Raw genomic sequence first — 12,391 nt, 5'->3', positions numbered from 1 at the left:
AGGAGAGTTAGGATGAATTCAGAAAGAGCTCGTGAAATATCTGTGCAAAGCGAAATGGCGAATGTCACTTATAATGGAAAAGCAGTCTACATCCAGCACGTAGATGAAGGCGGCGGAAATGCGCGTATCTATCCGCTTGGAGAACCAGAAAATGAAAAAACAGTATCAGTAAGTGAATTAATTGAAGACTAAAAAAAGCGCCGGAATGCATCCGGCGCTTTTTTACTCTGCTGATTCTGTTTCATTTAATACACGATTTACACGCTTTTCAAGCATTTTCATACCGCTTCCGCCAGCTTGGAAATGACGAAGATTTCCGTCTTTGTCGAAAACATAGTATGCGGGAACATATTGATTCTCAAATGAGTCAGTCAATTGATGCTTGCTGTCTACAAAGATTGGCTGTGTGATGCCATGTTCAGAAGCGGCCTTTTTAATATCTTCTATATCCAAATCGTCCTCAGATCTTGGCATATGAACTGCAACAACATTCAGCTTATCTTTATAATCATCTCTGAACTGGTTAACCTGGGGCATAGCTTCTTTGCACAAATGGCAGCTGACAGACCAAAAATGAATAAGAGTCGGCTTTTCTCCAATCAAATCATTTTTTGATACTTCCCCATTTAACCACTCAACAGCACCAGTTAATTCAGGCATAGGTTCACGAAGTTTCATCATTATCCCTCCAATATAGAGTCTTTTTTATTGTTTCCCTTAAAAGAAAACATCAAGCAATCTATTCAAAAAAGGCCTAACGAATTGTTAGACCTTTCGCAGATTTGATCAATCAGCCAAATTAAAGCGTTTTTTGACCTGGTTTCCAGTTAGCCGGGCAAAGTCCGCCTGTTTGAAGGGCTTGAAGCACACGCAATGTTTCATCTACGTCACGGCCGATATTGTTATGGAAAACAGTTTGGTATTGCACTTCACCTTCTGGATTAATAATGAATAATCCGCGAAGAGCAACACCTTCTTCTTCAATTAGAACGCCATAATCACGTGAAAGCATATGATTCGTATCTGCAGCTAGAGAATACTTAAGCTCTCCAAGGCCATTTTCTTTACGGTCAGTGTTAATCCAAGCTAAGTGAGTGTGGATCGTGTCAGTAGATACACCGATTACTTCTGCATCCAGATCTTCAAACTCGTCATAACGGTCAGACATTGCAGTGATTTCAGTCGGGCAAACGAAAGTGAAATCCATTGGATAAAAGAAAAGAACTGTCCACTTGTCGTTTTTCATGTTCTCTTCCAAGCTTACTTTTCCAAATTCCTTATTTGCCAGTACTGCGTCCAATTCAAAGCGCGGTGCTTGTGTTCCTACCATACGTTCTGCCATATGTATCCCTCCAAAAAAATATATTGACTGCTTTAAAAGCAATCTTTAATTGAGAAAAAACAACTGTTTTTCTCAACTAATTTAATAACCACATTGACCATTATAATAATAAATCTATTTTTAGTCAATATTAGATGATAATAAATTTAAATAAGGTGTACTTTTTGTGAAATTGAATGAATCTCACTGTTCTATTTTGCCTAAGAAGCCTGCTTCTGATTCTTCTATTTTTTGTTTTTTCTTACTGTGTTACATTTTTAAGTACAAACTAAGTTTAACACGCAGTTATAAGGGTATCCAAATGATTAGCCTGACCGATGAAGCAGACAGAGAGGAAGATATGAATGGATATTATCAGCAAAATTAACTGGGTAGGCCTTGCAACTAATGCGGGCATTATCTTCATTAAACTTCTTGGAATTTTTATTGCCTACTTTATCGTCCGATTTCTCGGCAATGCTTTAATTACAAAGGCTTTTAACCGGGTTCAAAGGAGAGACGATATTTCCGTGGGACGGGCCAAAACATTAGAGAGCCTTGCCTTGAACGTATATGGATACATTTTGATTTTTGTCTTCATTGTTATGGTTTTCCAAGTATTTCATTATGATGCGACAGCGATCCTTGCAGGGGCAGGAGTTGTAGGACTTGCTGTAGGTTTTGGCGCCCAAGGCCTTGTGAGTGATGTCGTTACAGGCTTTTTCTTATTATTAGAAAAACAGCTTGATGTTGGAGATTATGTCACAACAGGAAGCTTCTCAGGCGTCGTCGAACAGGTCGGCTTGCGTACAACTCATTTGAGAGGATTTGACGGTACGCTTCATTATATTCCAAACAGGGAAATCACTAACTTGAGCAATCATTCCAGAGGCAATATGAGAGCCCTAGTCGATATAGGCATCTCCTATGATGATGACATAGATGAAGCCATACGGGTGCTGCAGGAAACCTGCGACCAAGTAGCAAAAGAAAATCCTGTTATTATTGACGGGCCTAATGTAATTGGCGTGCATGCTTTAGGAGCATCAGATGTTGTTATTCGAGTCATTGCCAAAACACTTAACGGTGAACAATACGGAATGGAAACAAAGCTCAGAAAAGCGATGAAAGAAGCATTGGATGCACATGGAATTGATATTCCCTTCCCTCATCAAGTAATAATAGAAAAAAAGGAAAAACAAACATCTTAATGAACAGCAGGACAAAGGCCATCCCTTTTGTTAGGGTTTGGTCTTTTTTGCTGGCTGTTTTCGCAGAGATTGTTGCTGTTTATCACGCATTTTAACTTGCCTCGGGGCATCTTTTCTAGTTTCTGCCAAATCAAGGGTCCTGCTGAAATTTAGAGTGAGAAGCAACAAAGTTTAAGAAAAGAGCCTTAAGAAAAGAGCCTTTTTGTTCTATTCTTATAGCGTCTGTGGGCAAAGTAAAAGAAGCTAATTTAAGAAAAAAGGCATTCTTTAAAACAAAAAAAACCAGACATAGGATCACCTATGCCTGGCTCATTTTGTTTTGAATATGCTGGCAGATTTCTTCTGCTGAGTATCCGCTTGCGTCAATAACTGCACCTTCTGAGACTGTGTCTGAAACACCCATCATATTTTCGTCAAGTCCTGTTACAACACAATAGTCGCAGCCCTGCATGTCAGCCTCGCTCTTGATCTCAACAACTTCGTATCCTATCTCCCGCAAAGCTTCTTGTACATTTGTCAAAGATTCTTCAACACCAATTTTCGCCATGAAAAAACACCTCCTGTTGTTAATGTGCCATTTTAGGAGGGCGTTTATTCCATTTTCTATCGGCTTCCTTTAAAGCTTATATATTGGCTCATTGCTTTAATAGCCGTTTCCATAGCACTTTCATCTGGCTGTAATTTGCTGTGGTGAAGTCCATAAGGAGAATTAACCCCAAGCCAAAACATAAAACCTGGAATATCAGCAAGAAAATATCCAAAATCCTCGCCGGTCATAGCTTCCTTGCTTTCCATCACGAGAAATTCTCCGCTGTTTTTTAGGAACGACAAAAACTCCTGTGTAAGTGCTTCTTCATTATATACTTGATGATACATTGCCCCGTAGTCAATTGTTGCTTTACATTCATATCCTGCTTCAATTCCCTTGACCAAAGCTTCAATCCGGTGCTTCACTTTTTTCATTGATTCCACTGAAAGGGTGCGGATGGTGCCTTCAAGCCTGGCGTGTTCTGCAATAATATTTTGTACAGTCCCTCCAGTTATTTTCCCGATGGTAATTACTGCACTGTCCAGCGGATCGACGTTTCTTGAAACAACAGACTGAAGCTGAGTAACAAGCATACAGGAAGCGACAACCATATCCCTTGTGTTATGAGGATATGCTGCATGTCCTCCCTTTCCTTTCAAATCAATAAAAAGTTCAGAGGTATTGGCGAATAAAAGCCCGGGCTTAGTGGAGATTGTCCCTGAAGGGAGTTCTGGTGCTATGTGGAGAGCGAATATAAGATCTGGTTTCCATTCCTTAAACTCTTTGCTTGCCATCATAGGCAGAGCGCCGCCAGGTCCCTCCTCAGCAGGCTGAAAAATAAATAGAAGATCATCATCGATCGGATGATCCGCAAAATAAGCGGCTAAACCTAGTGCAATCGTCATGTGAAAATCATGCCCGCATGCATGCATCATTCCTTCATGCTTTGAGGCAAAGGAATAGCCAGTTTCTTCTGTTATCGACAAGCCATCAATATCTGTCCTATATCCGATTGTTTTTACTGGATTTATGCCTCTAATTTTTAAGAAAAAGCCTGTTCTCCACATTTTCATTTCCATTCGGTCGTTCTTAATCCCAGCAAGGAATTTTAAAAGATATTCCTGGGTTTTTGTTTCTTGAAAACCGATTTCCGGTATTTGGTGCAGCTCACGCCTGATACGGGACAGCTCTTCTAAAGGAAGCATCTCGTTCTTTCCTCCTCACAAAAATTCCATTATAAATAAGAGCGTGAATGCACTGCATCCACGCACTTTCTTAAAGACTCTTTTCTTAAACTTTGTTGTTTTCATCTAAATAAATGAAATCTGAACAAGTATACAACTGCAAATTTTAAGAAAAGATCCCACTAAGCTAATCTTGAAGCGTGTTTTCAGCAAATACGAAAAACAGCCATTTTGCGAAAACAGCCTAAAACATTAAAGCTGACGAAGCTCTTGTTTAATTTCAATTTTTGATTTAGTTTTTTCATCAATGTCTTTGATTTTTTTAGCAGGCGTACCAGCTACAACTGTATATGGTGCAACATCATCGATAACAATGGCCCCGGCTGCAACAACTGCACCTTTTCCAACAGTGACACCTTCAAGGATGACAGCATTGGCACCAATTAAAACATCGTCCTCCACAACAACAGGTTTTGCAGAAGGCGGCTCAATAACACCGGCAAGAACTGAACCTGCTCCAATGTGGCAGTTTTTCCCTACTGTCGCACGGCCTCCAAGAACCACGTTCATATCAATCATGGTACCTTCTCCGATAACAGAGCCGATGTTGATAGAAGCTCCCATCATGATAACGGCATTATCGCCGATTTCCACTTGATCACGAATGATAGCACCAGGTTCAATACGCGCTTTAATGCCTTTCATATCAAGCAATGGAATTGCTGAGTTGCGGCGGTCATTTTCCACAACATAGTCTTTAATTTTGGAAGCATTTTGATCAATCGCTTCCTTAATTTCATTCCATTCCCCGAAGACAGTACCTGTTTGTCCGGAAATAAACGTTTTGGATGAAGAACCAAAATCAATTCCTTCAAGTTCTCCTTTTATGTATACCTTCACTGGTGTAGATTTTGTGCTGTTTTGTATAAATGAAATAATTTCATTTGCATCCATCTGTTTCATCGATAGTCCTCCTTTAAATCTATATGTATGTATTACGTCATTTAATGTATCAAAGGATACAGGGATTATCAAGCGATTATCCTGCTATTCCCCTGTTTCCTCTCTCACAAGCTCAAGGAATGCCTGAACCTGCCTAAGCTTGAATGAGGCTTCATATCCAAGAAGCCATGTATCTCTCACAAGCGGTTTATCATTTTCATCGCGCAGCGGGATTTTGTAAACTTCAGTATCGCAGTCATCCAGTGTCACAGCAGGCAATATAGCATAACCAATTCCGTTCAAAGCCATTTGTTTGCACGTCTCAATCTGATCCACCACAATCGTTCTTTTGGGCGAGGTTTGAAACCGTCTAAGCCACCAGTCCTGTATTTCTTGATAATATGTTGAATCGCTTTTAAATTGAATAAAAGGACGCTCTGTCGAAAGAACATCATCTACGTTACTGATTTCCTTATCAACCAGATAAAGCGAATCCGTCAGCAGGTGCCGTTTGATTCCTTTCCATTCCGGGTTTCCTCTAATAATACCCAAATGAATGTTATCCTCATATAAACTTTTTAAAATCTCACTGCTCCAGCCAGTAATAAGAGATATTTTTGCATGCGGAAATCTGTTTACATATTTCTTAAGAATTTTTGGGAGCCAGTGCTGGCCGATTATCGAAGCAACTGCGAGTCTGAGTGTCCCGCTGACCTCACTTTCCAGTTCAGAAAGCTCTTCTCGAACCTTTTCTTCTTTAAAAACCATTTCCTTTGCATATTCAATAATCCTCTCACCAGCAGGAGTCGTTGTAAGCCCCCTTTGTGAACGGAGAAAAATTTTAAACCCCCATGCTTTTTCGATCGATTGAAGCCTTTGAGACAGAGCAGGCTGTGAAACGAATAAGCGTTCAGAGGCTTTGCGCATATTCATTTCTTCAGCCAGGACTGTCAGCATACTAAGTTCGGAAATCTGCATCTTGCACCCCCTTCATCATTTATAAGTTTTTCTTATATTATGCACTAAGTTTTCTGTCATTTCATTATTAACTTTTACATCATAAAATAAAGAAAGAAGAATTTGGAAAGCTTGGTGATTAGAATGATATGCCCGCTTTTTATTATCGGATTTTTCACATCGCTTGCCGGAACACTTGCTGGAGGAGGAGGATTGATTGGAATGCCTGCCATGATGCTTTATGGCATCCCTGTTCATACTATTATTGCAGCCAATAAGTTTTCCAATACCATCAGCTCCTTCTCAAGTTTTTTCGTTCTGCTGAAAGGAAAGAACATTCATCTGAAAGATGCTCTTCTCATTATCCCATTTGCGATTTCAGGCGGAATGACCGGTGCCCTTTTTGCCAGTATGATTAATGAAAGACTTATGACTGTAATTGCGGTAATCCTTCTCTTATGCGCACTCGGATTGCAATTTCTTAAAAAACCGTCTCTTGGCAAAAATGAGGCAAACCAGATTCCGAAAAAGGTTTACCCCCTTTTGTTTGGAATTGGGGTATATGATGGAATGTTTGGTCCTGGCCAAGCCACTTTAAACATGCAAGTTTATTTTCATCAAGGATTTTCCTATTTGAAAACCATTGCTTTTACCCGTTTCCAAACCTTTCTCAGCTGCTTTGGAGCTTTTGTCATGTACCTTGGAAGCGGACTTGTTAACTGGCATATTGCCTTAAGTCTTGCTTGCGGTTCCATACTCGGTGCCCAAATGTCCATCCGTATTGCCAAAAAAATAAAAGCTTCTCAGGCAATCTGGATCGTTCGAGGCATAACCATATTGATTATAGGGCAATTAATTTATTCTCTTCTGTAACAGCATTTATGACAGCTAGGACTGCAAGTATTAGAAGAACTTATGAAATGGGGGAAAAATCATGAATATTAACTATGTAAAATTGGACCATATTCAAATTTGTATTCCTATTGGAAAAGAAACGGAGGCTAAGACATTTTACTTGGACTTACTTGGATTTAAAGAAATAGAGAAGCCTGATTCGTTAAAAGCTAATGGAGGTTTTTGGACTAGAGCAGGCGGCACGGAAATTCATTTCGGAGTAGAAAAGATGGATCATGAAAAAAGCAAACGGCATCCTGCCTTTGAAGTTACAGGAGTAAATAAGCTGAAGGAACAATTCCTTTCAGCAGGTATTAAAGTGCAGGAGGAAAAACCGATCCCAGGAGTAAACAGATTTTCATTTTTTGATCCGTTTAACAATAGAATTGAGTTTTTAGAGAAGGAAAAAATGTAAAGAACGAAAAAAAGGCAGTTTTCGCAGAAATTGTTGCAATCCATATAGACTTAGAAAATAAGTTTCATGCCGTCTTTTCTTAAAATTCGCAGAAATTTATTAGGAAAAAGCCATAAAAAAAGACTGAAGAATGCATCTTCAGTCTATTTGTTCAAACTTCTTATATGCCGGTTTAGCTGTTTCAGAATAGCTCTTCGTGTGAAGATGCCTTCGAAGTATCCTTCTTCATTTTCTACACAGATGAAGGGATGATCAACAACAAGATTCAATCCCTTTGAAAGGGGATCGCTCAGGCGAAGCCGCGGAATATCTGCATTCATGACAGCTTCCACTTTAAGCTCTTCCAATTTTTCAAATTCAATTCTTTCTAATCCGAGAATGGCGTCCATTATCATGTTTGTTCCAATCAATCCAAACAACCTGAATGTCGGATCGAGTACAGGAATGGCTGTATAGCCTGTCCGTGTTAAAACAAGCAAAGCATGCTCCAGATTATTTGCCAATTGTACATGTGCTACTTTATCTGCAGGAATCATCATATCGTTAATTGTAGCTTCCAGCAGTTCTTCAGAACGAAGACTAATCATCGCTGTTCTTCCTTTCTTTAAAACTTACCAATACTATAGTTACCCAGTTTCAAAAGGAATCAAACGTACGCTCTCATCATACCATACTTTTTGCATTCATGTGATTTCATATTCTATGCAATCTCAAATAACTTTCGCCAATTTTTTGGCATAACGAAGTGAATAAAAAAATTTCAGGGCTTTTTTCTTACCCTTCTCAAAAAAGACTTTAAGAAAACGGCCAGGAAAAAGTCCTTAAGTCATAACTGTTTGTGCCACGTAAGAGTGCTGAATTTTTTATAACCAAGGCTGTTTACGCAAAAGGCTGCCATTCGTATGTTTTTAGAACACGCAAAGATTGATGCTATTCGGATAAGTTTAGAACATGCATAAAGATTAGCTTCGTGGCATCTTTTCTTAAAAATTGCGGATGTACTCTTACTTTAAAATTTATTTTTTTAGATGAAAAAACAACAAAATTTAAGAAAAGAGCCGTAATAAAAAACGATACCCCTTCCAAAAATAGGCATCGTTCTTTATCTAATCATTTGCTGAACCGAAGTAAGTCATACAATGCCAGCAATCTGTTATATTCTTCTTCACAGGCCGCCTTATCGCCGCACTCAATATCATTTATCTCACTGCTGACCAATTCCAATGCGTATTGTTGTTTTAATAGGATATTAACCAAAAGCTTCTGATCGTCTCCCGAAATTTGTTCTACTGCCAAACCCATTTTTTATTGCCCCCTTTTTATTTCTCAAAACAAGCATAATAAAAAGGCAAAAGGTTCGTCAAACGCAAGTTTCGACAAGAATTGGTCTATTTTGTATACCTGTTGGCATACCCGAAAGCGGTATAGGAATCAGGTTTTATTTTGGCATCAATTCCCATCGCCTGGATTCTCCCGGTCATTTCCTGAATAAGATCCTTCGTTAAGCCTTTTCTTCCAATATCGAGATGAATTTCAAAAGTTAAGTCGGCTCCTTCGTCGGAAAACGGAATGAGAATATCTGACAGCTCGGCCAGATATTTACTGGTAAAAATATACGCTAATTCCTGACTTAACGCGGTTTCCGTCGAAATTTTTTCGTGAAGACTTTGGATAGCTCTTGGAATAATCATATTCTTCAAACATCCCCACGCACCCTTGCCAATTCGGTGTAAATGAATAGCAGTGATGAATTTTGTTTCTTTATGATGAACATGAGAATCGGTCCCTATTGAAAGGACATACTCTGAACGGGGATCTGCCTGAATGAAAGCTTTTAATCGAGTCATTACTCTCTGAAATGACATGTTTCCTTCAGAGATATTATAAAACAATAAAGTTTCGGTCATCATGCATCTCCTTAATAGGTTCTCATGTTAAACATATACGAAAACAAAAAAGGATATGTCACTGGAATATCAATTAGCCTTTGCTGGTTTGAATGTTCTTAACTATGTATCCGCAGGCTGAACATGTATAAATCACATTCTGATTGGCCTGTGCAGTCAAAACGCCAGATAATTCTTTTTGATCCAAACAGTTCGGGCAAATGGCTTTTGGCGGCTTCATAAAGTTCCTCCTATGCTTGCAGAAGATCAAATATTTCGATAGCTATAATATCGATATTGTCAAATTGGAAGGATTGAGGCTTTTCCCCTTTTTCATATACTTCCAACTCATATGTACCGCTTTTATCAAAATATTTTACGCTGCATTTTTTTTCTCCTTCAACCTCGAAAAAGCGCTGTGACGGTTCGCTCCCCGTTGCAGTTTCCTGCAGGCTTTGCAATCTTTGAATAATACCTAATAGCTGAGACATTATATTGTTTCTCCTTTCGAAGAACGCATCCAGTTCGACTTATTACTAATCTGAACAATCCAATAGGATTTTATCCATGCTTATACTGGTGTTTCTTCAAGTTTCTTTACTAGAAAGTGTAACACAATTACAATGGAGATTGAATGACAGAAGCTTTCCATATCGCACAATTTGACGTTTTTTATTTAATAAATGGTCTTGACAAACAAAAAAACGGAAGAGTTTGTACAATTATTTACTAGGGGGTAATAAAATGGGAGGAAAATTTCTTTTAAACGATTCAATCCATATTATTGACAGCCATGATTTAAACAGAGAGGGGCGCACAAGCTCTTACCTCATTCAGGATGAAAAAACCGTTCTGCTTGAGCCCTCAGCAAGTCCTTCCGTTCCTTATCTGTTAAGTGGCCTTAAACAGCTGAACGTTTCACCTGAAGCAATTGATTATATTATTGTGACGCATATCCATCTGGATCATGCAGGCGGAACGGGACTTTTGCTAAAAAGCTGTCCTAACGCTAAAGTAATTGTTCACCCAAAAGGTGCAAGGCATTTGGCCAATCCTAAAAGACTTATTGAAGGAGCAAGGGCTGTTTACGGTTCCAAGTTCGACGAACTGTTCAGCCCTATCCTGCCAATTCCTGAAAGCCGAATACTAGTAAAAGAAGATGGAGAAACGCTTGAAATAGGCAAAAACAGAACGCTTGAATTTATAGATTCTCCCGGGCACGCGAACCATCATTTCAGTATTCTGGACTCCTTATCCAGAGGAATATTTACAGGCGATACCATCGGGATCTTTTATCAGGAACTGCTGGATCAGGGGCTAGAGTTTTATTTGCCTTCCACATCCCCCAATCAATTTGATCCCAAAAAGATGATGGCTTCAGCAGAAAAAATTAGCAAGTATAACCCTGAAGTCATTTACTTCAGTCATTACGGAGCCAGTTTTTCTCCTGAAAAGGCCTTTTCCTCACTTGAAAAATGGCTGCCTGTTTTTTTAGAAGCGGCTGAAACTTCGCTGCTTGCTTCAAACAATGATGGCGGCACTGCTGCGATAAAAGAATTGCTCTTCAAAAAAGTTCAGACCTATTTAAGAAGCGAAGGCATCCCAGACACTCACCGGGTCTACGAAATTTTGGAGCTGGATTTATCAGTCTGCGCCATGGGATTAGCGGATTATTTTAAAAAAGGAGACCATCCGATTGATTAAAAAAGTAACCGTTTATACACAAAACGAATGTCCCCCCTGCAAAATTGTAAAACAATTTTTAGACCATCACCAAATTGCATTTGAGGAAATAAACATAACGGAGAACAGCAAAGCCAGAGATTTTTTGATAAATCAGCTAAAATCATACAGTACTCCTACTGTTGCAGTTGATAATGCGATCGTAAAAGGGTTTGATATAAAAACACTGGAACAGCTGCTTGGCATACAAAACTAGGCAATGATTGAAAAGTACAATCCAGCAAAGTCCTGTTCTTACTTTGCTGGATTTTCTGAAGCAGCCTAAAGCCTCGGGCAGGATGCAGTTGGTGCTGGACAAATCATCTTAGCAATGTATCCATCTAAACGATTTAAAAAAGCTGTCCATTCGGACAGCATTTTTAAATCCCGGCTGACCGCTGCAGCCTTCTTGCAATTTCCATGAAGTCTTCTTCCGAGATGCCTATAAAAAGGGGTAAATTTCTTTTCTGCAATGTTGACATCTCTCCGAATTTTTCTTCCAAGCCAATCCTGCACAGCTGATGCAGCATTGGCATCTGGAGCTTTGGAGCCGGCAATTCAATCAGCAGCTTGTTAATCCTTGTAAACATAAGTGAACCTCCTCTAAGCAGGTATGGCCCTTATCAATGTCCCCGCTGCCATTACCCTATGAAATGCTTGCTTTGTCTCATTCAAGCACTTTCACAATATAAAGAAGCTGATCTTATAAGATCAGCTCCTATTGTTCTGCTTTTTATTTTTTGCTCCACTAGTCTCGCAGCTGTTTTGTATAGTCCTCAATAGAATCAGCTTTCCATTTTCCATTTATCTTAACTAATTTTACCGATTCATAATGATCATCAGAATTTACAGCGGCTTTATTTTCTGAGTTGAAGTGCTGGTAGACTAGGACACTATCCTTGTTTTCTTCTACTTTCGTTCTGTTATTGTAGTCGAAGAAAGGAACAGTTAAAACAGGGTAATCTGTCCCGTAAACGATCCATTCCTTCTCACCCTTCACTGCATTTGCTTTCATGTATTGTTTAACGAGCTTTGGGGTCATGTATTGTGATAAGATTTGTTCCATTTCCGCTTTAGACCGTTCTTTTTCGGTCAGAGAAACCTGGGCATTAAAGGTTTTTTTCAAAAAAGAAAATGCTTCTTTCTGATTGACTGTTTCCTTTGATGCTGCGTGCCCTGTCATCGGCATACAGATTGAAAAAGAAAGAAAGCCGGCTGTTAATAAGTATGTGAATTTTTTCAATTTTTCCAACCTCCAGTTATTTGCTGATATGTTATAGTAAGCTTTTCCACAACAGGACATGCACAAAACATTTTCATAAGAAAAATG

19 protein-coding genes are annotated in these 12,391 nt (G+C 39.1%); 6 read left to right on the top strand and 13 right to left on the bottom strand.

Annotated elements, in window-relative coordinates:
• The first annotated feature begins 12 nt into the window (after window positions 1-12).
• A complete protein-coding gene (locus ACOT8F_RS00280) occupies window positions 13-192 on the top strand; it encodes an H-type small acid-soluble spore protein (protein ID WP_421649547.1) in 180 nt (59 codons plus the stop codon).
• A 30-nt stretch (window positions 193-222) separates the two neighbouring features.
• Here ACOT8F_RS00280 and ACOT8F_RS00275 read toward each other — a convergent pair whose 3' ends face one another.
• Entirely contained in the window at window positions 223-678 is a 456-nt protein-coding gene (locus tag ACOT8F_RS00275) for a TlpA family protein disulfide reductase (RefSeq protein ID WP_421650008.1), read from the bottom strand.
• A gap of 121 nt (window positions 679-799) precedes the next feature.
• Window positions 800-1,342 carry a biofilm-specific peroxidase AhpA gene (gene ahpA / locus ACOT8F_RS00270; RefSeq protein WP_421649546.1) on the bottom strand — a complete coding sequence of 181 codons (543 nt, stop codon included), beginning with the start codon at window positions 1,340-1,342 and terminating at the stop codon, window positions 800-802.
• Window positions 1,343-1,686: 344 nt separating this feature from the next.
• Here ahpA and ACOT8F_RS00265 point away from each other — a divergent pair, with 344 nt between their 5' ends.
• Window positions 1,687-2,532 carry a mechanosensitive ion channel family protein gene (locus ACOT8F_RS00265; RefSeq protein ID WP_421649545.1) on the top strand — a complete coding sequence of 282 codons (846 nt, stop codon included), beginning with the start codon at window positions 1,687-1,689 and terminating at the stop codon, window positions 2,530-2,532.
• Between the two features lie 298 nt (window positions 2,533-2,830).
• Here ACOT8F_RS00265 and ACOT8F_RS00260 read toward each other — a convergent pair whose 3' ends face one another.
• The 4 genes from ACOT8F_RS00260 to ccpC form a co-directional block, all read right to left on the bottom strand.
• Window positions 2,831-3,079: a YkuS family protein gene (locus ACOT8F_RS00260; RefSeq protein ID WP_421649544.1), complete on the bottom strand. Its 249-nt coding sequence runs from the start codon at window positions 3,077-3,079 to the stop codon at window positions 2,831-2,833.
• Window positions 3,080-3,135: 56 nt separating this feature from the next.
• Window positions 3,136-4,266: an N-acetyldiaminopimelate deacetylase gene (locus tag ACOT8F_RS00255; protein ID WP_421649543.1), complete on the bottom strand. Its 1,131-nt coding sequence runs from the start codon at window positions 4,264-4,266 to the stop codon at window positions 3,136-3,138.
• A 231-nt stretch (window positions 4,267-4,497) separates the two neighbouring features.
• Window positions 4,498-5,208, bottom strand: coding sequence for a 2,3,4,5-tetrahydropyridine-2,6-dicarboxylate N-acetyltransferase (gene dapD, locus ACOT8F_RS00250; protein ID WP_421649542.1), 711 nt, complete (start codon window positions 5,206-5,208; stop codon window positions 4,498-4,500).
• Window positions 5,209-5,292: 84 nt separating this feature from the next.
• Complete coding sequence (gene ccpC, locus ACOT8F_RS00245; RefSeq protein ID WP_421649541.1) at window positions 5,293-6,165, bottom strand: transcriptional regulator CcpC; 873 nt, start codon at window positions 6,163-6,165, stop codon at window positions 5,293-5,295.
• Window positions 6,166-6,279: 114 nt separating this feature from the next.
• Here ccpC and ACOT8F_RS00240 point away from each other — a divergent pair, with 114 nt between their 5' ends.
• Entirely contained in the window at window positions 6,280-7,017 is a 738-nt protein-coding gene (locus ACOT8F_RS00240; RefSeq protein ID WP_421650007.1) for a sulfite exporter TauE/SafE family protein, read from the top strand.
• 61 nt (window positions 7,018-7,078) lie between these two features.
• Window positions 7,079-7,453, top strand: coding sequence for a VOC family protein (locus ACOT8F_RS00235; RefSeq protein WP_421649540.1), 375 nt, complete (start codon window positions 7,079-7,081; stop codon window positions 7,451-7,453).
• 143 nt (window positions 7,454-7,596) lie between these two features.
• Here ACOT8F_RS00235 and cbpB read toward each other — a convergent pair whose 3' ends face one another.
• The 5 genes from cbpB to ACOT8F_RS00210 form a co-directional block, all read right to left on the bottom strand.
• Entirely contained in the window at window positions 7,597-8,040 is a 444-nt protein-coding gene (gene cbpB, locus ACOT8F_RS00230) for a cyclic-di-AMP-binding protein CbpB (RefSeq protein WP_421649538.1), read from the bottom strand.
• Between the two features lie 523 nt (window positions 8,041-8,563).
• Window positions 8,564-8,755 carry an antirepressor AbbA gene (gene abbA, locus ACOT8F_RS00225; protein WP_421649537.1) on the bottom strand — a complete coding sequence of 64 codons (192 nt, stop codon included), beginning with the start codon at window positions 8,753-8,755 and terminating at the stop codon, window positions 8,564-8,566.
• An 86-nt stretch (window positions 8,756-8,841) separates the two neighbouring features.
• The gene (locus ACOT8F_RS00220) at window positions 8,842-9,360 is read right to left on the bottom strand and encodes a ribonuclease H-like YkuK family protein (protein WP_421649536.1); all 519 of its coding nucleotides are present in this window, start codon (window positions 9,358-9,360) and stop codon (window positions 8,842-8,844) included.
• 73 nt (window positions 9,361-9,433) lie between these two features.
• On the bottom strand, window positions 9,434-9,580 hold the full coding sequence (locus ACOT8F_RS00215) for a hypothetical protein (protein ID WP_421649535.1): 147 nt from the start codon (window positions 9,578-9,580) through the stop codon (window positions 9,434-9,436).
• Window positions 9,581-9,590: 10 nt separating this feature from the next.
• Window positions 9,591-9,830, bottom strand: a complete 240-nt coding sequence (locus tag ACOT8F_RS00210; RefSeq protein WP_421649534.1) for a YkuJ family protein — start codon at window positions 9,828-9,830, stop codon at window positions 9,591-9,593.
• A gap of 253 nt (window positions 9,831-10,083) precedes the next feature.
• Between ACOT8F_RS00210 and ACOT8F_RS00205 the strand changes: the two genes are divergently transcribed.
• Together ACOT8F_RS00205 and ACOT8F_RS00200 are read left to right on the top strand one after the other, a co-directional pair.
• Window positions 10,084-11,043: an MBL fold metallo-hydrolase gene (locus tag ACOT8F_RS00205; RefSeq protein ID WP_421649533.1), complete on the top strand. Its 960-nt coding sequence runs from the start codon at window positions 10,084-10,086 to the stop codon at window positions 11,041-11,043.
• Window positions 11,039-11,278: a glutaredoxin domain-containing protein gene (locus ACOT8F_RS00200; RefSeq protein WP_421650006.1), complete on the top strand. Its 240-nt coding sequence runs from the start codon at window positions 11,039-11,041 to the stop codon at window positions 11,276-11,278. Before ACOT8F_RS00205 ends, ACOT8F_RS00200 begins: the two co-directional genes overlap by 5 nt.
• A gap of 163 nt (window positions 11,279-11,441) precedes the next feature.
• Here ACOT8F_RS00200 and ACOT8F_RS00195 read toward each other — a convergent pair whose 3' ends face one another.
• Both ACOT8F_RS00195 and ACOT8F_RS00190 read right to left on the bottom strand, forming a co-directional pair.
• A complete protein-coding gene (locus tag ACOT8F_RS00195) occupies window positions 11,442-11,651 on the bottom strand; it encodes a hypothetical protein (RefSeq protein ID WP_421649532.1) in 210 nt (69 codons plus the stop codon).
• Window positions 11,652-11,809: 158 nt separating this feature from the next.
• Window positions 11,810-12,304, bottom strand: coding sequence for a DUF3993 domain-containing protein (locus ACOT8F_RS00190; protein ID WP_421649531.1), 495 nt, complete (start codon window positions 12,302-12,304; stop codon window positions 11,810-11,812).
• Window positions 12,305-12,391 lie beyond the last annotated feature (87 nt).

This window comes from Chryseobacillus diguaensis (assembly GCF_049220665.1).
Taxonomy (GTDB): Bacteria; Bacillota; Bacilli; order Bacillales; family Bacillaceae; genus Metabacillus_B.
Note: the sequence above shows the minus strand (reverse complement) of the source record. Positions and strands in the feature narration are given on the sequence as shown.